The sequence below is a fragment of the Pseudomonas asgharzadehiana genome (genome assembly GCF_019139815.1).
In the GTDB taxonomy this organism is placed as follows: Bacteria; Pseudomonadota; Gammaproteobacteria; order Pseudomonadales; family Pseudomonadaceae; genus Aquipseudomonas; species Aquipseudomonas asgharzadehiana.
In genome coordinates, this window is the sequence record NZ_CP077079.1 from 5,698,187 (window position 1) to 5,720,183 (window position 21,997).

The window sequence follows — 21,997 nt, forward strand, 5'->3', positions numbered from 1 at the left end:
GCATGAGCCACTACTATCTTCAGTTACCGTGAACCTGGGAATAACTAAACATGCTCTATCTATGGGTCAAAGCCTTCCATATCGTCAGCATCGTCTGCTGGTTTGCCGGGCTGTTCTACCTGCCACGCCTGTTCGTCTACCACGCCCAAAGCGAAGACACCGTCAGCAAGGAGCGCTTCAGTGTCATGGAGCGCAAGTTGTACCGCGGCATCATGGGCCCGGCGATGCTTGCCAGCCTGGTGTTCGGCATTTGGCTGATCGCCCTCAACCCGGGCATCTTCAGCATGGGCGGCTGGATTCACGCCAAGCTGACCCTGGTAGTGCTGCTGATCGGTTATCACCATATGTGCGGCGCACAGGTAAAACGCTTCGCCCGTGGCGAAAACACCCGCAGCCATGTCTTTTATCGCTGGTTCAATGAAGTGCCGGTTCTGATATTGCTGGCTATCGTAATTTTGGTCGTGGTCAAACCGTTCTAATTTCAATTACCTGGGGTACCTCCATATGTCGCTGCCCGCTCTGCTTGAACAACGACTGCGCCTGCCGGTAGTGGCCGCGCCGATGTTCCTGATTTCCAACCCACAACTGGTCCTGGCCTGCTGCCGCAATGGTGTGGTCGGAAGTTTCCCGGCCCTCAACCAACGCGAAAGCAGTGGTTTCAAGGCCTGGCTGGAAGAAATCGAAGCGGGCCTGGCGCAGTTGGACAACCCCGCGCCTTACGCCGTGAACCTGATCGTGCACAACAGCAACCCACGGCTGGAGGCGGACCTGGCGATCTGCGTCGAGCATAAAGTGCCGATCATCATCACCAGCCTGGGCGCAGTAAAAGAACTGGTGGATGCGGTGCACAGCTATGGCGGCCTGGTATTTCACGATGTCACCACGCGGCGCCACGCCGAAAAGGCCGCTGAAGCGGGTGTCGATGGCCTGATCGCTGTCGCGGCGGGCGCCGGTGGGCATGCGGGTACCTGGAGTCCATTCTCACTGATTGCCGAGATTCGCCAGTTCTTCGATAAAACCCTGCTGCTGGCTGGCTGCCTCAACCATGGCCATGAGATCCTCGCCGCGCAGTTGTTGGGGGCGGACCTGGCATATTTCGGCACACGCTTTATCGGCACGACTGAAAGCCACGCCCCAGATGCGTATAAAGAGATGCTGCTCACAGCGCGCGCCGCCGACATCGTGCACACTCCCGCAGTCTCCGGCGTGCCCGCAAGCTTTATGCGCCAGAGCCTGGAAAATGCCGGTTTTGATCTCGCCTCTCTGCAAGGCAAAGGCGAAGTCAACTTCGGCTCCAAGCTCAAGCCGCTGAGCGACGAAGCCAAGGCCTGGAAGACCGTATGGTCGGCCGGCCAGGGCGTCGGTGAGATTAATGATTTGCCCAGCGTCGATGAACTCGTCGCCCGCCTGGATGCCGAATACCGCAAGGCACGCGAGCAGGCGGTACAGTTGCGCTGGCCACGCTGAACCCATCGCATGGTCTGTCTATTGAACAGACCTGCATTCCCCCCATTGATTGAATGACAAGGATGCCCGTATGAGCGACAACCGTTTCAAGATTGTGTTTGATGGAGCCTTGCTCCCGGGTGTCGAAAGCACCACGGCCAAGCTGAACCTGGCCGAACTGTTCAAAAGCAGTGTCGAGGATATCGAGAAACTCTTCACCGGCCGCCCGGTTGCATTGAAACGCGACCTGTCCCGCCCCGATGCCGAAACCTACCTCACCGCGTTGAAAAACGCCGGGATCGATGCGCGTATCGAAGCCGAACAACCCGTGGCATTCAGCCTGGCCGAAACCCACGAGACGGACTCCGGCGCCGCTGATTTCTCGCGCCCCGCCGCCTCACCCTACGCGCCGCCGCGTGCAACCGTGGGTGAGAACCTGCCGGAATACGCCGAACTCAAAGTCTTCACCATCAACGGGCGTATCGGTCGCCTGCGGTACCTGGCATGGACGCTGGTGCTGACCGTCGCAATGCTCGTGGCCGCCGGCATCATCAGCACCGTGGGCTTCGCCATCGCAACTGCGTCGCCGACCATAGCCATCATTCTCGGCTCGCTGCTGGGTTTCGCGCTGTTCGTTGCGCTGGTTGTGGTGAGCGTGCAGATCGGTGTGCAACGCCTGCATGACTTGGGCTGGTCAGGCTGGCTATACCTGCTCAACCTGGTGCCGCTGGTAAACAGCATTTTCCCGCTACTGCTGCTGGTGCTGCCAGGTAACGCGGGCGCCAACCAGTACGGCGCACCGCCTCCGCGCAACTCCACCGCGGTGAAGGTACTTGCCTCGTTGTGGCTGGCGTTCATTCCGTTGATGCTCATCATCGTGGTCTCGCTGGGCATGAACGGCTACCTGGACCAACTCGAATCCAACGTGGACAGCAGCTACGAAAGCAGCTCCATCACCTCCGACGAAGACGCCGACCAAAGCGTGATCGTCGAGGAAGAAGACGCGCAAAGTGCTGACGAAGCAGCCGAACCTGTAGACTCCCCCGAAGAACAGTAAAGAAAACGCCCCCATCCGTGATGCCTCCATCATCGATGGGGGCGTTGCGATGGAGAAAGGCATGACCCGTTACGCTCTGATCACCGGTGCCTCCAGCGGCATCGGCCTGGCACTGGCCGAAGCGTTGGCCCGCCGCGGCCGCAGCTTGATTCTGGTGGCCCGCCAGCGTGATCAGTTGGAAAGCATTGCACTGGAACTGACTCAACGCTTCGGCGTCGAGGTGCTGATTCGTGCCTGCGACCTGGGCGAGCCGCTGCGCTTGTCCGGGTTCCTGCTGGAGCTTGAGGAAGGCGAGCGGCAGATCGACTTGCTGGTCAATTGCGCCGGTATCGGCACCAGTGGGCCGTTCCTGGCCCAGGACTGGATGACCGAACAAGACCTCATCGAAGTCAACATCCTCGCCCTGACCCGCATGTGCCACGCCCTGGGCAATACCATGGCGCTGCACGGCGGCGGGCAAATCCTCAATGTCGCTTCGGTTGCCGCCTTCCAGCCCGGCCCGTGGATGAGCAGCTACTACGCCAGCAAGGCCTATGTGCTGCACTTCTCCGAAGGCCTGCGCGAAGAACTGAAGAGCTGCGGCATCCAGGTTTCGGTCCTTTGCCCTGGCCCTACGCGCACCGCGTTCTTCGACACCGCGCAAATGGACACCGCCAAGCTCGACCGCAGCGAACAGTTGATGAGCCCCGAAGAAGTCGCGCTGTACACCGTGCGTGCATTGGACAAAAACAAAGCCATCATCATTCCCGGTCGCCGCAACCGCTGGTTGGCCTTCAGCCCGCGCTTGAGCCCACGCTGGCTTACCCGCAAGATTGCCGGCGCGATCAACAAGGCCTATTGCCCACGCTGATCGCCTGAGTACACTCACCCTGCACATTCATAATGGAGAAACAGCTGTGGATACTCTGTTCACCAAGATCATCAACAGAGAAATACCTGCGAAGATCATCTACGAGGATGACCAAGTCCTGGCCTTCCACGATATTGCCCCTCAGGCGCCCGTGCATTTTCTGGTGATTCCGAAGAAGCCGATCCGCACGCTCAATGACCTCACGGAAGAAGACAAGGCACTGGCCGGGCACATCCTGTTCACCGCCCAACGCCTGGCCGTGGAACAAGGTTGCGAGAAAGGCTTTCGCGTGGTGATGAATTGCAATGAAGATGGCGGGCAGACCGTCTATCACATTCATATGCATGTGCTGGGGCAGCGTCAGATGAACTGGCCGCCGGGCTGACAGGCCTCCCAAACGGATCGCAGCGCCGTGCTGCGACCCCATGCCCTTGACTCAGCGCAAACGCGCGCCCCTCTCTTGCGGTAAACTGGCCGCCGAGATTCCTCCCGGAGGTCAGCATGACTACCCAACGTCACTACTCGCCGATTGATCGTCTATTGCTGCAAGCCGACACGGCCATGCGTACATTGCTGCCCTTCAGCGGCCAGCCCTACCGTCCGTCGCCGGCCATCGTGCAGCCCGACGCGCAGATGAGCCAGACCGAGACCCGACATGTCGCCGGCCTGATGCGCATCAACCATACCGGCGAAGTGTGTGCCCAGGCGTTGTACCAGGGCCAGGCCCTGACCGCCAAACTGCCTCAAGTGCGCGCGGCCATGGAGCACGCAGCCGAGGAAGAAATCGATCACCTGGCCTGGTGCGAACAACGCATTCGCCAACTGGGCAGCCATCCCAGCGTGCTCAACCCGCTGTTTTACGGTTTGTCATTCGGCATCGGCGCGGCAGCCGGCTTGATCAGCGACAAGGTCAGCCTCGGCTTTGTCGCCGCGACCGAACATCAGGTATGCAAGCACCTGGATGAACACCTGGAGCAATTGCCGGCGGAAGACGAAAAGTCCCGCGCAATTCTCGAACAGATGCGCATCGATGAAGAACATCACGCCGAAAGCGCGCTGGATGCCGGCGGCTTTCGCTTCCCGGCGCCCGTGCGGTTCGGCATGAGCCTGCTGGCCAAGGTCATGACCAAAAGCACCTACCGCATCTGACCCAAACCGCAGCTGAAAAAAAGGGCGCTATCAAAGCGCCCTTCTTTTTGCCAATGCGTCATCAGCCCAGCTCGATAATCTCGTAGTCATGGGTGATGGCCACTCCGGCCGCGCCAAGCATGATCGACGCCGAGCAGTACTTCTCCGCCGACAGTTCAATCGCACGCTTGACCTGCGCCTCTTTCAGCCCCCGGCCCTTCACCACGAAATGCATGTGGATCTTGGTGAACACCTTGGGATCCTCCGTGGCGCGCTCGGCTTCCAGGAAAGCTTCGCAGCTTTCCACGGCCTGACGGGATTTCTTCAGGATGCTGACCACGTCGAAATTGCTGCAACCGCCTACGCCGAGCAGGAGCATTTCCATCGGGCGTACGCCCAGGTTACGGCCACCGGCTTCCGGCGGGCCATCCATGACCACTACGTGACCGCTGCCCGATTCACCGAGGAACATGGCTTCGCCCGCCCATTGGATGCGTGCCTTCATCGCCCAGACTCCACTGCTAAAAAAGGGTCGCCAGCTTAGCACAGGGCCCGCCGGCGTCAGCGTTTCCCACAAAAGCGATCAATTGCAGGGCTTCCTGGGAAAATTGGCTAATCGAGACAGAATGTGTCTGTTAAGCTGGCGCCAAATCGATGGCGTATTGCCACCCTTTATACAGCGCCTATCAATGCCGATAGCGCTGCAGATAACAACTCAAACCACCTCGCGCTGCCTTTTCGGGATACAACCATGGTTGCTCTTACTCCCATACCCAAGATCAAGAATCTCGACAAGCTGTTGACGCACTGCCAGCGCCGACGTCACCCGGCCAAGCACAACATCATCTGCGCCGGCGAACGCTCCGAAACACTGTTCTTCATTATCAAGGGCTCGGTCACCATCCTGATCGAGGACGAAGACGGCCGCGAGATGATCATCGCCTACCTCAACACCGGAGATTTTTTCGGCGAACTGGGGTTGTTTGAACAAGCGGGCAAGGAGCAGGAACGCAGCGCCTGGGTGCGGGCCAAGGTCGAGTGCGAAGTGGCCGAGATCAGCTACAGCAAATTTCGCGAGCTGGCCCAGCAGGACCCCGACATCCTCTACGCCCTCAGCGGCCAGATCGCCCAGCGCCTGCGAGATACCACGCGCAAGGTCGGCGACCTGGCGTTCTTTGACGTCACTGGCCGGGTGGCCCGCTGCCTGCTGGAACTGTGCAAGCAACCCGACGCCATGACCCACCCGGATGGCATGCAGATCAAAGTCACGCGCCAGGAAATCGGGCGCATTGTCGGCTGTTCACGGGAGATGGTCGGCCGCGTGCTCAAGGACTTGGAGGAACGCAACCTGGTGCACGTCAAAGGCAAGACAATGGTGGTGTTCGGCACCCGTTAAACCGGCAGGAAGCTGGCCAGCATCTGACGGTACAAGGTGTCCAGCCGACTGATCGCATCCGGCGCGGGGAACGCTTCGTGCAGGGCGATATGGCTGTCGGCGCGAACACGCTGCTCAAGGCCACAAGCCTCGTTGAAGCGGTTGACCGCTGCGATCAATGCCTCTCGATCGTTATCCAGCAGCAAGGCGCCATGCACCAACCCCACCGGTCGGCCACCGATTTGGCGCCAGCGCTGGGCCGTGCCGACCATTTTGCGGCCGTCGAGATTGACGTTATAGCGACCGTCGCAGAAGGCGCCGTCGATTTCACCCACCGAGGCATCGCCGCCCAATTCGATCAACAAGTCGCAGATCGGCTGGCATAAGCGCTGGTAACCGGTTTCGATACGGCCCTGATCGCCTTCGCTGCGCGGTGGCGCGTAGACCAAGGCGATATTCACCGTGGCAGCCGACTGTGGCACCGGCTCGCCACCGGTTTCGCGCAGCAGCACGGGCCAACCGGCGTCGGCCGAGACCCGGCTGGCAGCTTCAAACGTCGGCAGCCGGCTCAACCGGCGCGGCATCACCAAGGCTCGGTCGCTGGGTTGCCAGAACAGCAGGCCGAATTCCTGTTCACCTGCACACACGGCAGCCAGTAGCGCTTGCTCAGCGGCAAGCCCTGCTTCGACAGTCATCGACACTGGCTGGATCATCGAACACCCACCTCGCTGAATAAACACAAAACCCAATGTGGGAGGGGGCTTGCTCCCTCCCACATTTTGAGCGCATTTCATCAATCCAGAGTCGAACCGCTGACCGCCACGCCCCGCTCCGGGAAAAACAAGCGTTGCAGCTCTGCCCCTGGGTTCTCGGCGCGCATGAACGTCTCGCCCACCAGGAACGAATACACCTCGCTGATTTCCATCAGTTCCACGTCGGCGCGATTGACGATGCCACTCTCGGTGATCACCAAACGGTCGCGCGGGATACGTGGCAGCAGGTCGAGGGTGTTTTCCAGGCTGACTTCAAAGGTGTGCAGGTTGCGGTTATTCACCCCCACCAACGGCGTGTCGAGGGTTTTCAGCGCACGTTCCAGCTCATCGCCATCGTGCACTTCCACCAGCACGTCCAAGCCAACACTTTTGGCCACGGCCGCCAGCTCGGCCAGCTTCACGTCATCCAGGGCGGAGACGATCAGCAGTACGCAGTCGGCGCCCAAGGCACGCGCTTCGACGATCTGGTACGGGTCGACCATGAAATCCTTGCGGATCACCGGCAGCTTGCACGCCGCGCGGGCCTGTTGCAGGAACAGATCAGAACCCTGGAAGTAATCGATATCGGTCAGCACGGACAGGCACGTAGCGCCGCCCTTTTCATAGCTGACCGCGATTTCTGCAGGTACAAAGTGCTCGCGGATCACGCCTTTGCTCGGCGAGGCCTTCTTGATCTCGGCGATCACCGCCGGCTGCTTCTTTTTCGCCTGGGCGATCAAGGCATTGGCAAAACCACGCGGTGCATCCGCATTTTTGGCCAAACCTTCCAGCTCGGCCAGGCTTACGCGGGCGCGGCGCTCGGCGACTTCTTCGGCTTTTCGGGCGAGGATTTTTTCCAGAACGGTCGGCACACTCATCCTTCATTCTCCATCTTGAATACAGCGGTGAATGCACCCAGCTCTTCGAGTTTTTCGCGAGCCAGACCGGTATGCAGCGCATCGTGGGCCAATGCGACACCTTCTTTAAGACTATAGGCATGGTCGGCCGCGTAAAGTGCCGCGCCAGCATTCAGAACGATCATTTCCGCAGCTTTTTGGCCGTTCTCGGTCTTGCGCCGCCCCAATGCATCGCGAATCAATTCCAGCGATGCCGCCGGGCTTTCTACCGCCAAACCGTGCAGGCTCTGGCTCTTCATGCCCAGGTCTTCAGGCTCGACCCAATATTCAGTGATTTGGTCATTCTTCAGCTCTGCCACGAAGGTCGGTGCAGCCAGGCTGAATTCGTCCAGGCCGTCTTTGGAATGCACCACCAACACGTGCTTGCTGCCCATGCGTTGCAGCACTTCGGCCAATGGCCGGCACAGCGCCTGGCTGAAGACGCCCACCACCTGGTGCTTCACACCGGCCGGATTCGTAAGCGGGCCGAGCATGTTGAACAAGGTACGCAGGCCGAGGTCCTTGCGCGGGCCGGCGGCGTGCTTCATCGCTCCGTGATGAGACTGGGCAAACATGAAGCCGATGCCCACATTGTCGATACAGCGCGCCACTTGCACGGGCGTCAGGTTCAGGTAAATACCGGCCGCCTCCAGCAGGTCGGCACTGCCGCTCTTGCCGGACACCGCACGGTTACCATGCTTGGCCACGGTGCAACCAGCCGCCGCCACTACAAAAGACGAAGCCGTCGACACGTTGAAAATATTCGCACCGTCACCGCCGGTGCCGACCACGTCGACCACACCGTCGAGGGTCTTGAGCTCAACCTTGTCCGCCAACTCGCGCATCACCGAGACGGCGCCGACGATTTCGTCGATGCTTTCGCTCTTCATGCGCATGGCCATCATAAACGCGCCGATCTGCGCGTCGGTGCATTGGCCGGTCATGATCTCGCGCATCACATCGCTCATTTCAGCGGTGCTCAGGTCCAGATGGCCGACGATACGGCTCAGGGCAGTCTTGATATCCATGGAAAGTCCTTAGCGCGTGCCGCCGCTCTGCTTGAGAAAGTTGGCGAACAGCTCGTAGCCCTGCTCGGTCAGGATCGACTCGGGGTGAAACTGCACCCCTTCGATGTTCAATGTCTTGTGGCGCAGGCCCATGATCTCGTCGACGGAGCCGTCTTCCAGTTGGGTCCAGGCCGTCAGTTCCAGGCATTCAGGCAGGGTTTCACGCTTGACTACCAGCGAATGGTAGCGAGTGACCGTGACCGGCAGGTTAAGGCCTTCAAACACGCCCGTGCTCTTGTGGAACACCGGGCTGGTCTTGCCGTGCATCACCTGGCGCGCACGCACCACATCACCGCCAAACGCCTGGCCGATGGACTGGTGACCCAGGCATACACCCAGGATCGGCAGTTTGCCGGCGAAATACCGGATGGCTTCGAGGGAGACACCCGCCTCGGTCGGGGTGCACGGGCCAGGCGAAACCACGACGCGCTCGGGGTTCAGCGCAGCGATTTGCGCCACGGTGAGTTCATCGTTGCGCACCACCTTGACCTCGGCACCCAGCTCGCCCAGGTACTGCACAACGTTGTAGGTAAAGGAATCGTAGTTATCAATCATCAGCAACATGGGGGAAACCTCAGGAATTGGGGGTCTGTTCAGCCAGCGCAACAGCGCGGAACATTGCGCGGCGCTTGTTCAGGGTTTCTTCCCATTCGAGGGCCGGCACCGAGTCGGCGACGATCCCGCCACCGGCCTGTACATGCAGTTCCCCGTCCTTGATCACTGCCGTGCGGATCGCAATGGCCGTGTCCATGTTGCCGTTCCAGGCGAAATACCCCACCGCGCCGCCGTAGACGCCGCGTTTGACCGGCTCCAGTTCGTCGATGATTTCCATCGCACGGATCTTCGGCGCGCCCGACAACGTGCCGGCCGGCAGAATCGCGCGCAATGCGTCCATCGCGGTCAGGCCGGCTTTCAGCTCGCCAGTGACGTTGGACACGATGTGCATCACGTTGGAATAGCGCTCGATGACCATCTTCTCGGTCAATTTCACCGAGCCGATTTCCGAGACGCGCCCGGTGTCGTTGCGGCCCAGGTCGATCAGCATCAGGTGCTCGGCGATTTCCTTGTCGTCGCTCAGCAGGTCTTCTTCCAGCGCCACGTCCGCTTCTTCGGTCGCACCGCGCGGGCGAGTGCCGGCAATCGGGCGCACGGTGATCAGGTTGTCTTCGACGCGCACCAACACTTCCGGCGAACTGCCCACCACGTGGAAGTCGCCAAAGTTGAAGAAGTACATGTACGGCGTCGGGTTGAAGCAGCGCAGCGCCCGGTACAGGTCGATGGGCGCCGCCTTGAAGTCGATGGACATACGTTGCGACGGCACTACCTGCATGCAGTCGCCGGCGAGGATGTATTCCTTGATCGTGTCGACGGCGCGCTCGTAGTCATCCTGGGTAAAGCTGGAACGGAACACCGGGTCGGCTGCTGGTGGACGGCTGAGGTCCAGGCCGCGACGCGGGGTGATCGGCTGGCGCAGTTTGTCCAGCAGGGCTTCGAGGCTGGCCTGGCCTTGTTCGAAGGCATCCGCCTGGGCCGGATCGGCCAACACGATCGCATGCATTTTGCCGGCGAGGTTGTCGAACACCACCACCGCATCGGACACCATCAGCAGAATATCCGGCACGCCCAATGGGTCTGGATTCGGGCATTTGCCCAGGCGTTTTTCCACATAACGCACGCAGTCGTAGCCGAAATACCCCACCAGGCCACCGTTGAAACGCGGCAGGCCAGGGATGGTCGGCACGTTGTAACGCGCCTTGAAGGTTTCGACGAAGGCCAGTGGGTCTTCCACGTCGTGGCTTTCGATCTCGACGCCGTCATGAGTGATGCTCACATGATGGTCGTGTACCCGCATCACCGTACGGCATGGCAGGCCGATGATCGAATAACGCCCCCACTTCTCGCCGCCCTGCACCGATTCCAACAGATAGGAATTGGGCTCGTCGGCCAGTTTCAGGTAGATCGACAGCGGTGTGTCGAAGTCGGCCAGGGTTTCGCAGGCCAGGGGAATACGGTTATAGCCGGCAGCGGCCAAACGCAGGAATTCTTCGCGGGTCATGAGGTGCCTCGTGGTGTGAGGGTCTAACAGTCAGGTAGGCAAACGTGCCGCAGAGCGCGGCCAGGATCAGTCAGGCGCGCCAACGCCAGCGGGCCAGGGCCTTGATGACTTTCATCCAGAGTTTGCGAGTGACCACCACGATGGAATTTCCAGAAGGGGACGGATCGGTATCGGGCAACGTTATCTCAGCGCCCGCTCCCAAGCAACCGGGGATTAGCAGTCGCAGGTCATCAATGACCAACGCCGGAGATTCCTCGGCAATCGGCCGGCCATGGTTATAGCCGTAGCTCAAGGCTACGCACTGCACACCCGCCGCTTTTGCCGCCTGCACGTCGCTGCGCGAATCGCCGACAAACAATGACTGCGAGGCCGGGATATTGGCCATTTTCATCACAAAAAACAGCGCCGCCGGGTCAGGCTTTTTCTGCGGCAACGTATCGCCGCCGATGATCCAGCGGAAATAACGGCCGATCTTCATCTGGTCCAACAGCGGCGCAACGAATCGCTCCGGCTTGTTGGTGATCAGGGCCATTTCCACGCCCTGCTTGCTCAGCCACTTGAGGGTGTCACGTACGCCGGGGTAAACCACGGTCAGTTCATGGTCGCCTTCATAGGCCGTGTTGAACAATTCCAAGGCGTGTTCGGCTTCCACCTCGTCGACACCGTCGGCCTCGATGTGGTTGGCCAGGGCCCGGCGCACCAGCATCGGCGCGCCGTTGCCGACCCATTCGCGTACCGACTCCAGCCCCGCCGGCGGGCGCCCCAGTTTGAGCAGCATCTGGTCCACCGCCGCCGCCAGGTCCGGCACCGAGTCGATCAAGGTACCGTCCAGATCGAACATCACCAGCCGTGGCAGTTTGCCGGGGAACAGCTGCTCAAAGCCGCTCATGGACGCGCCAGCGCCAGTTCGGCGCGCATTTTGGCGATCACTTCCTGATAGTCCGGGGCATTGAAGATCGCCGAACCGGCGACGAAGGTGTCGGCACCGGCGGCAGCGATTTCGCGGATGTTGTTGACGTTGACCCCACCGTCGATTTCCAGGCGGATATCACGGCCCGAGGCATCGATCAGCGCGCGGGCTTCACGCAGCTTGTCAAGAGTGCCGGGGATGAACTTCTGCCCACCGAAACCTGGGTTGACGCTCATCAGCAGCACCATGTCGACCTTGTCCATCACGTACTTGAGCACGTCCAGCGGGGTAGCCGGGTTGAACACCAGGCCCGCCTTGCAACCGCCTTCGCGGATCAGTTGCAGGGTACGGTCGACGTGCAGCGAAGCTTCCGGGTGGAAGGTGATGTAGGTGGCGCCGGCTTCGATGAAGTCGCCGATGATGCGGTCCACCGGGCTGACCATCAAGTGCGCGTCGATCGGCGCGGTGATGCCGTATTTGCGCAGCGCCGCGCAGACCATCGGGCCGATGGTCAGGTTGGGCACGTAGTGGTTGTCCATGACATCGAAGTGCACGAAGTCGGCACCGGCGGCCAACACGTTGTCCACTTCCTCACCCAGGCGGGCGAAGTCGGCGGAGAGAATCGATGGGGCAATAACGAAGGGCTGCATGACGCACCTTTTCTGAGCTAAATCACGATGGCGCGCATTGTATACCTCATGCTTTGCTGCGCGCACCGTGACCTGGCTCAACGGGCTAGTAAGCGGCCCGGTAGATTTTCTCGATATCCGCCACGCTGAGCTTGCGCGGGTTGTTGCGCATCAACCGTTCGATCCCCGCAGCTTCAGTGGCCATGGCCGGGATCGCGTTCTCGGGGATTGCGAAACTGCGCAGGCCTGCCGGGATCTCCACGGCGGCGCAGAGTCGCGTCATGGCCTCCACCGCCTGGTCGGCAGCCTCATTGACACTCAGCCCGCTGGTATTGACGCCCATGGCCTGGGCAATGTCCTGCATGCGCTCGACACAGGCCAGCTTGTTCCAGTGCATCACGTAGGGCAGCAACAGCGCATTGCTCACGCCGTGGGCAATATTGAAACGCCCGCCCAGCGGGTAGGCCAACGCATGCACCGCCCCCACCCCGGCGTTACCGAAAGCCATGCCGGCCATCAAGCTGGCGGTGGCCATATCGTCCCGGGCCTGCAAATGGGCCGGGTTGGCGTAGGCCTTGGGCAGCGCCTTGGCGATCAGCTTGATCGCACCGATGGCCAAGGCATCGGTGATCGGCGAGGCGTTCAGCGACAGGTACGACTCAATGGCATGCACCAGCGCATCCACGCCGCTGGCGGCGGTAACGCTGCGCGGGCAGGTCAGGGTCATTTGCGGGCTGATCAGCGCCACGTCCGGCAACAGGTAATCGCTGACGATACCTTTTTTCAACTGCGCGACTTTGTCGGAGAGGATCGCCACATTGGTGACTTCCGAGCCGGTGCCGGCCGTGGTCGGGATCGCGATCAATGGCGGGCCTTTACGCGGTACCTGATCGATACCGAACAAATCCGCCAGCGCGCCGTGGTAACCGGCATAGGCCGCCACGCTTTTGGCAATGTCGATGGCGCTACCGCCCCCCAGGCCAATCAGGCCGTCGTGCCCGCCGTCGCGGTAGGCCTGCATGCAGTCTTCGACAATGGCTATTTCCGGGTCGGGCAGCACGCGGTCGAAGATTTCGTAGCTGCGCTCGCCCAGGTGTTCGAGGGCCAAGGCTACGGTGCCGGATTTGACCAGCACCGCATCGGTGACAATCAGCGGGTTGTCCACATCCAGACGGGTAAGCTCGGCGGCCAGCTGCCCGATGGCGCCTGCGCCTGTCAGCAATTTGTGGGCGATCTTGAATGAGGAAGTACTCATGTGCGCGGCCTCTTATCAATGATGGGGCTGGCACAAGAGTAGCTGATGCACAGGGGTTGTCTGCCATTCAGCGGCTGAATGGTCTTGGAGGCTCAACACAAAACCCCTGTGGGAGGGGGCAAGTCGAATCGTCGCACCGCCCCTCCCACATTTTGATCTGTGCTGGGCTCTAGACCTGTGCTGTCCGCAGCTTCTCGCTACGGCCACGCAACCACTCCAAGGTCAGCAACAGCAACACCGAGAACGCAATCAGCAAGGTCGCCGCCGCCGCAATCGTCGGGCTGAGGTTTTCGCGGATACCGCTGAACATCTGGCGTGGCAGGGTTGCTTGCTCGGGGCCGGCAAGGAACAGCGTCACCACCACCTCATCGAACGAGGTGGCAAAGGCAAACAACGCGCCGGAGATCACCCCCGGCGCAATCAGCGGCAGGGTTACCCGACGAAACGCGGTCAAGGGCGAAGCCCCCAGGCTGGCCGCTGCCCGCACCAGGTTATGGTTGAAACCCTGCAAGGTCGCCGACACGGTGATGATCACAAACGGCACACCCAGCACCGCATGCACCACGATCAACGAGAAAAAGCTGTTACCCAGGCCCAACGGCGCAAAGAACAGGTAACTGGCCACGCCGATGATCACCACCGGCACCACCATCGGCGATATCACCAGGGCCATCACCAACGCCTTGCCGGGGAAATTCCCACGGGTCAGGCCAATCGCCGCCAGGGTGCCGAACACCATCGCCAGCACCGTGGCCGCCGGGGCGACGATGATGCTGTTTTTCAGCGCACGCATCCATTCGGCCGAGGCAAAGAAGTCGTGGTACCACTGCAGCGAAAAGCCTTGCAGCGGGTACACCAGGAAACTGCCGCTGTTGAACGACAGCGGGATGATCACCAGCACGGGCAATATCAGGAACAGCAGGATCAAGCCGCAGAGAATCCGCAAGCTGTAGAACCACACCCGCTCCACGGGGGACATATAAGGGCTCAGCATCGCAAGGTCTCCTTAGCTCAGGCGCAGGCGGCTGGCGCCGACCAGCCGGTTGTAGATCAAGTACAGCACCACGGTCGCCAGCAGCAGCAGGCCGCCCAACGCCGTCGCCATGCCCCAGTTGATGCTGGTGTTGGTGTAGAACGCCACGAAGTAGCTGACCATCTGGTCGTTCGGGCTGCCCAGCAACGCCGGAGTGATGTAGTAACCAATCGCCAGAATGAACACCAACAGGCAACCGGCGCCCACACCGGCGTAGGTCTGTGGGAAGTACACGCGCCAGAAACTGGCGAACGGGTGGCAGCCCAGGGAAATGGCCGCACGCATGTAGGTGGGTGAAATGCCCTTCATCACGCTGTAGATCGGCAAAATCATGAACGGCAGCAGGATGTGCACCATCGAGATGTAGACCCCGGTGCGGTTGAACACCAGCTCCAAGGGTTTATCGATGAGGCCCATGCCCATCAGCGCGCTGTTGATCAGGCCACCGGATTGCAGCAGCACGATCCATGCGGCGACCCGCACCAGGATCGAGGTCCAGAACGGCAGCAACACCAGGATCATCAGCAGGTTGCTTTTACGCGCCGGCAGGTTGGCCAACAGGTAGGCCAGGGGGTAGGCCAGCAGCAGGCAGATGACCGTGATGACCAGGCCCATCCAGAAGGTGCGGGCGAAAATGTCCAGGTAGATCGCCTGGTCGGGCGTGGCCGGGGCGATTTCGCCCAGGTCGTCGATACGGTGATCGACCGCCGCCAGCAAGTAATACGGCGTCAGGCTGCTGGTATTGCGCCGGATCGCCTGCCAGTACGCCGGGTCGCCCCAACGTTCGTCGAGGGTTTCCAGCGCTTCTTTATAAGAGGCCGGCGCTTCGGTAAACGGCAGCGCCCGTGCGGTTTTGGTCAGCAGGCTGCGGTAGCCGGCCAGTTCCATGTTCAAGCGCTTGGACAGGTCGCCCAAGGTCTGGTTTTTGCGCGCTTCACCCAGGTCTTCACTCAGCGCCCGGTATACCGGCTCGCCCGGCAGGCCACGACCGTCCCAAGCTGTCACCGCCATCACGGTACGCGGCAAGCCGCCCACCACTTCCGGGTTACCGACACTTTTAAACAACAGCGCAACGATCGGCACCAGGAAGACCAGCAGCAAAAACAGCACCAGCGGCGCAATCAAGGCCTGGGCCTTCCAGCGGTTAAGCCGCTCGGCACGCGCCAGGCGCTGCTTGAGGGTGGGGCTGTTGACCTCGTTCGAGGGAACGGCGATGGCCATGGCTGACTCCGGATCTTAAAGATGAATGCACACCCTGTGGGAGGGGCGGTGCGACGATTCGACTTGCTCCCGATAGCGGTGGATCAGTCAGCCTGTGTATTGCCTGACAGTCTGCCATCGGGAGCAAGTCCCCTCCCACAGGGGTTCAGCGGTGCTGCTGGTTACTTTGCAGCCCAGGAATTGAAGCGCTGCTCAAGCTGCTCGCCGTTATCGGCCCAGAAGCTCACATCGATCTGCACCTGGTTGGCGATGTTCTCTGGCGTCGTCGGCATGTCCTTGAGAATGTCCTTGGCCAGCAACGGTACGGCTTGGGTATTGGCCGGGCCGTAGGCGATGTTTTCCGAATAGGTCTTCTGCTGCTGCGGCGCCACCGAGAAGGCGATGAATTTCTTCGCCGCTTCCGCGCGGTCTTTGGCCAGGCCTTTAGGAATGGCCCAGGCGTCGAAGTCGTAGATGCCGCCGTTCCACACCACTTTCAGGTTGCTTTCTTTTTGCACGGCAGCGATGCGGCCGTTGTAGGCCGAGCTCATCACTACGTCACCCGAGGCGAGGTACTGTGGCGGTTGTGCGCCGGCTTCCCACCATTGGATCGACGGCTTGAGTTCGTCGAGCTTCTTGAACGCACGGTCCTGGCCGTCTTTGCCGGCCAGTACTTTGTAGACGTCTTTGGGCGCTACGCCGTCGGCCATCAACGCAAATTCCAGGGTGTACTTGGCGCCTTTACGCAGGCCGCGCTTGCCCGGGAATTTCTTGGTGTCCCAGAAATCCGCCCAACTGGTGGGCGCGGAGGCCAATTTGTCGGCGTTGTACGCCAGCACGGTCGACCACACGAAGAAGCCCACACCGCACGGCTGGATCGCGCCTTTTACGTAGTCTTCGGCTTTGCCGAACAGTTTCGGGTCGAGCGGTTCGAACATGTCTTCGTCGCAACCGCGGGACAATTCCGGCGATTCCACTTCCACCAGGTCCCAGGACACGCTCTTGGTGTCGACCATGGCTTTGACCTTGGCCATCTCACCGTTGTACTCGCCGGCAACGATCTTGCCGTTGCCCGCGCTTTCCCACGGTGCATAGAAGGCCTTGACCTGTGCCGCCTTGTTCGCGCCACCAAAGGACACAACCGTCAGGTCCGGGCCGGCGGCCATGGCCTGTGTCGCGCCCATCAAACCGAGGGCGAGCGCTGAATACTTAAGGGATTTCAACATTGTTGTTCTCTCCACGTGCAGGGTTGGTGAAGCCATGGGGGCGATCAATTCGCCTCTAAAAGTGGGTCGAGTGCGCGAACGTGCTCGACTTGCCAGCCAATCGGTACCACGTCGCCGACCGCCAGGGCCGGGTCCAGCTCGGCAATCGGTTGTTTCACAAAAAAATCGGCCTTGCCGCAGACTTCCAGGCGTACGCGCACGTGGTCGCCCAGGTAGATGAATTCCGCCACTCGCCCCGAAAAACGGTTGCTGCAGCTTTCGCTGGAACCGTTGAGGCTGACGCGTTCCGGGCGTACCGACAGCGTCACCGGGCCGCCGAGCTGGCCGACGTTGATCGCCAGGGCCTCGACCTTCTCGCCCCGCGCCAGCTCGACCACGCAGCGGTCGCCGGTGTGGCTGTGCAAGCGCCCGTTGAGGCGATTGTTCTCGCCGATGAAGTTGGCCACGAAGGTGTTTCTGGGCTCTTCGTACAAGGTGCGTGGCGGGGCGATCTGTTGGATCTCGCCCTGATGAAACACCGCCACGCGGTCGGACATGGTCAGGGCTTCACCCTGGTCGTGGGTCACATACACCACCGTCACGCCGAGGCGCTGGTGCAGGTGCTTGATCTCCATCTGCATGTGTTCACGCAGTTGCTTGTCGAGGGCGCCGAGGGGTTCGTCCATCAGCACCAACTGTGGCTCGAACACCAGCGCGCGGGCCAAGGCCACACGCTGTTGCTGGCCGCCGGACAATTGCGCCGGGTAGCGCTGGGCGAAAGCGTCAAGCTGGACCATGCTCAGCACGCGTTTGACCCGCTCGCTGATATCGGTCTTGCTCAACCCGCGCACCGAGAGCGGGAACGCCAGGTTCTCGGCGACGGTCATGTGCGGGAACAACGCGTAGTTCTGGAACACCATGCCGATGTCGCGCTTGTGCGGCGGCACGTTGTTGATGGCGCGCCCCGCCAGCTGGATTTCGCCGGCGGTGGGGGTTTCAAAGCCGGCGAGCATCATCAGGCTGGTGGTCTTGCCCGAACCGGATGGCCCGAGCAAGGTGAGGAACTCGCCCTTGCGAATCTCCAGGTTGAGGTCTTTGACGATCAGGTTCTCGCCGTCGTAGCTTTTCTGCACGCCACGAAAGCTGACCAGTACATCATTTGAATCCACCTCGCTCATACCCGCACCTTTGTGTTTTGGACTGCTGTGGCACAAGCGTAGTCCACGCCAGAGCCCCCGGAAATCGGGGGCCAGGAGAGATTTGCATCAGCCGGATGGAAGGCTGGGGGTAGGGATCGCCCTACATCAATGGCGGGGATGGAACAGTGTCACGGCCGCACGCGCCGGGAATGGCTTCAGTACGGTTTAAGGGGCGTCGCAAACAGGCATGTCGTCACAGAAGTTTGTGTTCCATGGCGTACTTCACCAGTTCAGCCAGGGAGGTGATGTTGAGCTTTTGCATCAAGCGCGCTTTGTGGGTACTGATGGTTTTGCTGCTCAGCGCCAGTTGCTGGGCGATATCGTTAACGTTGGCGCCTTGGGCCAGGCGCTCGAACACCGAGAACTCGCGCTCCGACAGCAACGCATGCAGCGGCCTGGCGTCGGTGAGGCCGACTTCAAAGACCATGCGGTCGGCCAGGTCCGGGTCGATATAGCGCCCGCCGGCGGCCACCTTGCGAATAGCGGTGAGCAGCAACGCCGGGTCACTGTCCTTGGTTGCATAGCCGGCGGCGCCCACCTTCAAGGCGCGGGCTGCCATCTGCGCTTCGTCGTGCATCGACAGCACCAGGATCGCCGGCGGGTTGCTCAACGCGCGAATCCGCGCAATCGCCTCCAGGCCATTGACGCCAGGCATCGAAATGTCCAGCAGGACCACCTCGCAGGACACGTGGCGCAAGGTCTCCAGCAACTGTTCGCCATTGCTCGCCTCGCCTACCACCAGCAGGTCTTTGGCCAGGCCGATCAGTTGCTTGATGCCTTCACGAACAATGGTGTGGTCTTCGGCTACCAGTACGCGGATCACAGGGGTTTCCTCTTATTGTTTGGCATCCAGCGGCACCATCACGCTCAGGGTGGTGCCCTCCCCCAACTCACTGTGCAGGCTCAATTGCCCACCCATGATCAGCACCCGCTCGCGCATGCCGACCAGGCCAAACGAGACCGCGCGGCCTTCAGGCTGGACGAAGCCAACGCCGTCGTCGCTGATGGTCAAGCGCAAATCGCTGCCGTCCATCGCCAACGTCAGCTCCACAGTATGCGCCTGGGCATGGCGCATCACATTGGTCAGCGCCTCCTGCAGGATACGAAACAGGCCTATGGCCTTGGCGTCGCTCAGGGCCGGCAGGTTATCCGGCACCTGCACCAGGCAGGGAATGTGCGTACGCGCTTCAAAGCGGCGGGCTTGCCACTCGATGGCAGACGCAATCCCGGCATCGAGAATCGGCGGGCGCAGGGCGGTGGCTACGTCCCGCACTAGCTGGAACAACTGAGCGATCAGGCGTTTCATGCTGTTCAAGCGCTCGTGCAGGCCGGGGTCCAGTTGCGCATAGGCCAGCTCGCACATGGACGTTTCCAGCTTGAGCACCGTGAGCATCTGCCCGAGTTCGTCGTGCACTTCGCGGGCAATGCGCGCCTTCTCTTCTTCGCGCACGGTTTCCAGGTGCGCGGACAATTCGCGCAGTTGCGCTTCGCTTTGCAGCAACGCGGCCAGGGTACGGCGCAGTTCGGTGACGTCGTTGAGGTAAACCACAAGGTACTCGGCCTCGGCAAACCGCAAGAAGCTCAAGGACACGTTGGCCGGCAGGATGCTGCCGTCGGCGCGCAGGCAATCGGTGGCAAAATTCTGCGGCCCCTCTTCGCTGGCGCGCGCGCGCTTCCATAGGTTGAGCCAGCGGTCCATGTCCAGCGTGGGGTCGAGATCGACCAGCGGCCGCTCGATCAGCGCGCCGGGGTCGTAGCCGAGCATGCTTTCGGCGGCGCGGTTGGCGTAGCGCACATGGCTGTCCCAGTTGACCCACAGGATGCCGACGGTGCTTTGGTCGATAGAAAATTGCGTCAGGCGCAACGCTTGCGCACCGGCGGCGCGCGCGGCGCTTTCTTCGCGCGCGGCCAATAGGTCGTGTTCCAGCGCGCGTTGCTGGCGGCGTTGCCAGAACACCACCGCCAGGCTGGCGAGCAACAACAGCCCCAGCAACAGGCAGAGGTTTTGCCAAAAGCCTTTGGATTCGGATAAACGCGGGTATTTGGGCTGCAGCCAACGATTGTGCAACTGGTCCAGGTCTCGGGCAGGGATGGCGCGCAGCGCGCTTTCCATAATGCCGGCCAACTGCGGCCAGTCGCGTCGAGTGGCCACGCGCAGCAACTGCGGCAAGCCGATATCCCCTACCACCGCCAACCCGGCGAACTCCGCTTCGCCGGACAAGCGACTCAGTTGCGCTTCATCGACGATGGCGTAGCGCGCCTGCTCGCTGACCAGCAATTGCAGGGCCTGGCGCTCCATGGGCACACCTTGCAGGTTAAGGCCTGGGTAAGTACCGCGCAGATAATCGGCCACGGCGCTGGGCATGCGCACGGCGACGCGAGACTGCCCATCGAGTTTTTCCAGTTCAACGGCGCCACCGCCCTCCCGGATGCCGACGATGTGTTGGGGCACACGCATATAGGGGTCGGTGAACAACCACAGGCGCAACCCGGCCGGGGTCTGTTGCAGGCCTGGGGCGATGTCGACTTCATCGTCGCGCACGGCGGCTTCCAACTGCTCCTGACTGGGAAAGTTGCGCCACACCAGGTCAATGTTCAGCGCCTTGGCCAGCCATTGCATCAGTTCCACATTGGCGCCGGACAAGCGTTGCAGCCGCCGGTCGTATTGCGCGTAAGGCGCCTGCAGCACCACACCTACCCGCAGCTCCGGGTGCGCGGCCAGCCATTCGCGCTGCTGCGCGTTGAGCTGTGCCTGCGGGACGGCAGGCGTGGGGGCGGCGTTGGCCATAAAGGCAATGCACAAACAGCCGATAACCAGCAGACAGCGAAAACCCATGATCCACGTCTCACATCACTGACAAATACTGACCAACCCATTAGGCTGCTGGAATCTCTTCTGGCCGGGAATTAACGATGCTCTTTCTCCACCGTTCGGCACTGCCAGCATTGTGCCTGTCGCTGCTATTTACCAGCGCCTTTTCTGTACACGCCGCCGACACACCGCCGCCCGCCGAAAAACCCGTCGAGCGCCAACCCTTGCCCGAGCGCAGCCAGCAAGAGGCCAGTTCGCTGGAGCGCACCCTGCCGCAACAGGAACAACAGCAGTTGCAGGCCGGCAGCGACTCCTTCCTCGCCCTGTGGAAACCCGCCAACAGCTCCGAACCCGAAGGCGTGGTGATTATCGTACCGGGGCGCGGTGAAAATGCTGATTGGCCTCAAGCAATCGGCCCATTGCGGCGCAAATTGCCGGACGCCAATTGGGGCAGCCTCAGCTTGTCGCTGCCGGACGTAAGCGTCGACACCCTGCCGCCACGCGCCGTGGAAGCGCCCAACGCCACGGTCGACACCAGCAGCAAGGAAGCCAGCACCGCCGACAAACCGATCGAACAAGCCGCCAGCGCCGAGGCCGAAGGCACCGACCCGGCGGTGGTGGCGGGCGCCGATGAGCAGGACAAGACCGACGCGTCGCGTATCTTCGACCGCATCGACGCCGCCGTGGCCTTCGCCCAAACCCAAAGCGCACGTAGCGTGGTGCTGCTCGGCCATGGCACGGGCGCCTGGTGGGCCGCGCGTTACCTGAGCGAGAAACAACCGTCCCAGGTGCAGAGGTTCGTGATGGTCGCGGCGCAAACGCCCAATGGCCGCCATCCGGACGTGCAACAACTGGCCCCCGGCCTGAAGTTGCCGACCGCTGACGTGTTCTACCAAGACACCGCTCAATCCCGCAAAAACGCACTGGCGCGGGCCCAGGCCGCCAAACGCTTGAAGAATGATGGCTATAAGCAAGTGACCTTGAAGACCCTGCCCGGCAACAGCGCTGCCGAGCAAGAACAGTTGTACCGGCGAGTACGTGGGTGGTTGAGCCCACAGGCCGATGCGGACTGAAGAACAACGCAAAATCCATGTGGGCTTGCTCCCTCCCACATGGGATTGTGGTTA

23 protein-coding genes are annotated in these 21,997 nt (G+C 61.3%); 8 read left to right on the plus strand and 15 right to left on the minus strand.

Translation table 11 applies throughout. From position 1 onward, the window contains the following. Positions 1-50 precede the first annotated feature (50 nt). The 6 genes from hemJ (at position 51) to coq7 (ending at position 4,502) form a co-directional block, all read left to right on the plus strand. Entirely contained in the window at positions 51-479 is a 429-nt protein-coding gene (gene hemJ, locus KSS96_RS25940) for a protoporphyrinogen oxidase HemJ (RefSeq protein WP_017530832.1), read from the plus strand. 25 nt (positions 480-504) lie between these two features. Beyond that, on the plus strand, positions 505-1,467 hold the full coding sequence (locus KSS96_RS25945) for an NAD(P)H-dependent flavin oxidoreductase (protein ID WP_017530831.1): 963 nt from the start codon (positions 505-507) through the stop codon (positions 1,465-1,467). Positions 1,468-1,537: 70 nt separating this feature from the next. After that, the gene (locus KSS96_RS25950) at positions 1,538-2,503 is read left to right on the plus strand and encodes a DUF805 domain-containing protein (protein WP_017530830.1); all 966 of its coding nucleotides are present in this window, start codon (positions 1,538-1,540) and stop codon (positions 2,501-2,503) included. Between the two features lie 61 nt (positions 2,504-2,564). Beyond that, positions 2,565-3,353 (plus strand): SDR family NAD(P)-dependent oxidoreductase, encoded by a 789-nt coding sequence (locus tag KSS96_RS25955; RefSeq protein WP_017530829.1) that lies wholly within the window; start codon positions 2,565-2,567, stop codon positions 3,351-3,353. Positions 3,354-3,399: 46 nt separating this feature from the next. After that, the gene (locus KSS96_RS25960) at positions 3,400-3,738 is read left to right on the plus strand and encodes a histidine triad nucleotide-binding protein (RefSeq protein WP_005792015.1); all 339 of its coding nucleotides are present in this window, start codon (positions 3,400-3,402) and stop codon (positions 3,736-3,738) included. Between the two features lie 116 nt (positions 3,739-3,854). After that, positions 3,855-4,502, plus strand: a complete 648-nt coding sequence (gene coq7 / locus KSS96_RS25965; RefSeq protein ID WP_017530828.1) for a 2-polyprenyl-3-methyl-6-methoxy-1,4-benzoquinone monooxygenase — start codon at positions 3,855-3,857, stop codon at positions 4,500-4,502. Positions 4,503-4,563: 61 nt separating this feature from the next. Here the strand turns inward: coq7 and KSS96_RS25970 are convergent, their stop codons facing one another. Next, complete coding sequence (locus tag KSS96_RS25970; RefSeq protein ID WP_003176451.1) at positions 4,564-4,986, minus strand: OsmC family protein; 423 nt, start codon at positions 4,984-4,986, stop codon at positions 4,564-4,566. A gap of 246 nt (positions 4,987-5,232) precedes the next feature. Between KSS96_RS25970 and crp the strand changes: the two genes are divergently transcribed. Beyond that, a complete protein-coding gene (gene crp, locus KSS96_RS25975; RefSeq protein WP_017530827.1) occupies positions 5,233-5,877 on the plus strand; it encodes a cAMP-activated global transcriptional regulator CRP in 645 nt (214 codons plus the stop codon). Here crp and KSS96_RS25980 read toward each other — a convergent pair. From KSS96_RS25980 to KSS96_RS26045, 14 genes are all read right to left on the minus strand, one after another. After that, positions 5,874-6,569 (minus strand): lipoate--protein ligase family protein, encoded by a 696-nt coding sequence (locus tag KSS96_RS25980; RefSeq protein WP_068936421.1) that lies wholly within the window; start codon positions 6,567-6,569, stop codon positions 5,874-5,876. The genes crp and KSS96_RS25980 overlap by 4 nt on opposite strands. A gap of 80 nt (positions 6,570-6,649) precedes the next feature. Continuing rightward, on the minus strand, positions 6,650-7,486 hold the full coding sequence (gene trpC / locus KSS96_RS25985) for an indole-3-glycerol phosphate synthase TrpC (protein ID WP_017530825.1): 837 nt from the start codon (positions 7,484-7,486) through the stop codon (positions 6,650-6,652). Next, positions 7,483-8,532 (minus strand): anthranilate phosphoribosyltransferase, encoded by a 1,050-nt coding sequence (trpD, locus tag KSS96_RS25990; protein WP_015886156.1) that lies wholly within the window; start codon positions 8,530-8,532, stop codon positions 7,483-7,485. The genes trpC and trpD overlap by 4 nt, the downstream gene beginning before the upstream one ends. 9 nt (positions 8,533-8,541) lie before the next feature. Beyond that, the gene (locus KSS96_RS25995) at positions 8,542-9,135 is read right to left on the minus strand and encodes an aminodeoxychorismate/anthranilate synthase component II (RefSeq protein ID WP_065879387.1); all 594 of its coding nucleotides are present in this window, start codon (positions 9,133-9,135) and stop codon (positions 8,542-8,544) included. Positions 9,136-9,145: 10 nt separating this feature from the next. Beyond that, positions 9,146-10,627 carry an anthranilate synthase component I gene (gene trpE / locus KSS96_RS26000; RefSeq protein WP_017530823.1) on the minus strand — a complete coding sequence of 494 codons (1,482 nt, stop codon included), beginning with the start codon at positions 10,625-10,627 and terminating at the stop codon, positions 9,146-9,148. A gap of 70 nt (positions 10,628-10,697) precedes the next feature. After that, complete coding sequence (locus KSS96_RS26005; protein ID WP_017530822.1) at positions 10,698-11,516, minus strand: phosphoglycolate phosphatase; 819 nt, start codon at positions 11,514-11,516, stop codon at positions 10,698-10,700. Further along, the gene (gene rpe, locus KSS96_RS26010; protein ID WP_017530821.1) at positions 11,513-12,187 is read right to left on the minus strand and encodes a ribulose-phosphate 3-epimerase; all 675 of its coding nucleotides are present in this window, start codon (positions 12,185-12,187) and stop codon (positions 11,513-11,515) included. The genes KSS96_RS26005 and rpe overlap by 4 nt, the downstream gene beginning before the upstream one ends. Positions 12,188-12,272: 85 nt before the next feature. Then, positions 12,273-13,421 (minus strand): iron-containing alcohol dehydrogenase, encoded by a 1,149-nt coding sequence (locus tag KSS96_RS26015; RefSeq protein ID WP_017530820.1) that lies wholly within the window; start codon positions 13,419-13,421, stop codon positions 12,273-12,275. 169 nt (positions 13,422-13,590) lie between these two features. Continuing rightward, positions 13,591-14,415 carry an ABC transporter permease gene (locus KSS96_RS26020; protein WP_003176462.1) on the minus strand — a complete coding sequence of 275 codons (825 nt, stop codon included), beginning with the start codon at positions 14,413-14,415 and terminating at the stop codon, positions 13,591-13,593. Positions 14,416-14,427: 12 nt separating this feature from the next. Further along, positions 14,428-15,675, minus strand: coding sequence for an ABC transporter permease (locus KSS96_RS26025; protein ID WP_017530819.1), 1,248 nt, complete (start codon positions 15,673-15,675; stop codon positions 14,428-14,430). Between the two features lie 161 nt (positions 15,676-15,836). Beyond that, a complete protein-coding gene (locus KSS96_RS26030; RefSeq protein WP_017530818.1) occupies positions 15,837-16,880 on the minus strand; it encodes an ABC transporter substrate-binding protein in 1,044 nt (347 codons plus the stop codon). A 44-nt stretch (positions 16,881-16,924) separates the two neighbouring features. Continuing rightward, positions 16,925-18,037 (minus strand): ABC transporter ATP-binding protein, encoded by a 1,113-nt coding sequence (locus tag KSS96_RS26035; RefSeq protein ID WP_017530817.1) that lies wholly within the window; start codon positions 18,035-18,037, stop codon positions 16,925-16,927. A gap of 214 nt (positions 18,038-18,251) precedes the next feature. Then, positions 18,252-18,881 (minus strand): response regulator, encoded by a 630-nt coding sequence (locus KSS96_RS26040; RefSeq protein ID WP_017530816.1) that lies wholly within the window; start codon positions 18,879-18,881, stop codon positions 18,252-18,254. 12 nt (positions 18,882-18,893) lie between these two features. Then, complete coding sequence (locus KSS96_RS26045) at positions 18,894-20,894, minus strand: PAS domain-containing sensor histidine kinase (RefSeq protein WP_017530815.1); 2,001 nt, start codon at positions 20,892-20,894, stop codon at positions 18,894-18,896. A 77-nt stretch (positions 20,895-20,971) separates the two neighbouring features. Here KSS96_RS26045 and KSS96_RS26050 point away from each other — a divergent pair, with 77 nt between their 5' ends. Beyond that, positions 20,972-21,943: an alpha/beta hydrolase family protein gene (locus KSS96_RS26050; protein ID WP_116078247.1), complete on the plus strand. Its 972-nt coding sequence runs from the start codon at positions 20,972-20,974 to the stop codon at positions 21,941-21,943. The last annotated feature ends 54 nt before the right edge of the window (positions 21,944-21,997 follow it).

Excerpts from the sequence above, each read along its gene's own strand:
- KSS96_RS26015 (WP_017530820.1), bottom strand. The coding sequence starts at position 13,421 with ATGAGTACTTCCTCATTCAAGATCGCCCACAAATTGCTGACAGGCGCA.
- coq7 (WP_017530828.1), top strand. The coding sequence starts at position 3,855 with ATGACTACCCAACGTCACTACTCGCCGATTGATCGTCTATTGCTGCAA.
- crp (WP_017530827.1), top strand. The coding sequence starts at position 5,233 with ATGGTTGCTCTTACTCCCATACCCAAGATCAAGAATCTCGACAAGCTG.
- trpE (WP_017530823.1), bottom strand. The coding sequence starts at position 10,627 with ATGACCCGCGAAGAATTCCTGCGTTTGGCCGCTGCCGGCTATAACCGT.
- hemJ (WP_017530832.1), top strand. The coding sequence starts at position 51 with ATGCTCTATCTATGGGTCAAAGCCTTCCATATCGTCAGCATCGTCTGC.
- KSS96_RS26035 (WP_017530817.1), bottom strand. The coding sequence starts at position 18,037 with ATGAGCGAGGTGGATTCAAATGATGTACTGGTCAGCTTTCGTGGCGTG.
- KSS96_RS26045 (WP_017530815.1), bottom strand. The coding sequence starts at position 20,894 with ATGGGTTTTCGCTGTCTGCTGGTTATCGGCTGTTTGTGCATTGCCTTT.
- KSS96_RS26050 (WP_116078247.1), top strand. The coding sequence starts at position 20,972 with ATGCTCTTTCTCCACCGTTCGGCACTGCCAGCATTGTGCCTGTCGCTG.
- KSS96_RS25955 (WP_017530829.1), top strand. The coding sequence starts at position 2,565 with ATGACCCGTTACGCTCTGATCACCGGTGCCTCCAGCGGCATCGGCCTG.
- trpC (WP_017530825.1), bottom strand. The coding sequence starts at position 7,486 with ATGAGTGTGCCGACCGTTCTGGAAAAAATCCTCGCCCGAAAAGCCGAA.
- rpe (WP_017530821.1), bottom strand. The coding sequence starts at position 12,187 with ATGCAGCCCTTCGTTATTGCCCCATCGATTCTCTCCGCCGACTTCGCC.
- KSS96_RS25945 (WP_017530831.1), top strand. The coding sequence starts at position 505 with ATGTCGCTGCCCGCTCTGCTTGAACAACGACTGCGCCTGCCGGTAGTG.
- KSS96_RS25950 (WP_017530830.1), top strand. The coding sequence starts at position 1,538 with ATGAGCGACAACCGTTTCAAGATTGTGTTTGATGGAGCCTTGCTCCCG.
- KSS96_RS26020 (WP_003176462.1), bottom strand. The coding sequence starts at position 14,415 with ATGCTGAGCCCTTATATGTCCCCCGTGGAGCGGGTGTGGTTCTACAGC.
- KSS96_RS26030 (WP_017530818.1), bottom strand. The coding sequence starts at position 16,880 with ATGTTGAAATCCCTTAAGTATTCAGCGCTCGCCCTCGGTTTGATGGGC.
- trpD (WP_015886156.1), bottom strand. The coding sequence starts at position 8,532 with ATGGATATCAAGACTGCCCTGAGCCGTATCGTCGGCCATCTGGACCTG.
- KSS96_RS25995 (WP_065879387.1), bottom strand. The coding sequence starts at position 9,135 with ATGTTGCTGATGATTGATAACTACGATTCCTTTACCTACAACGTTGTG.
- KSS96_RS26025 (WP_017530819.1), bottom strand. The coding sequence starts at position 15,675 with ATGGCCATCGCCGTTCCCTCGAACGAGGTCAACAGCCCCACCCTCAAG.
- KSS96_RS25980 (WP_068936421.1), bottom strand. The coding sequence starts at position 6,569 with ATGATCCAGCCAGTGTCGATGACTGTCGAAGCAGGGCTTGCCGCTGAG.
- KSS96_RS25970 (WP_003176451.1), bottom strand. The coding sequence starts at position 4,986 with ATGAAGGCACGCATCCAATGGGCGGGCGAAGCCATGTTCCTCGGTGAA.
- KSS96_RS26005 (WP_017530822.1), bottom strand. The coding sequence starts at position 11,516 with ATGAGCGGCTTTGAGCAGCTGTTCCCCGGCAAACTGCCACGGCTGGTG.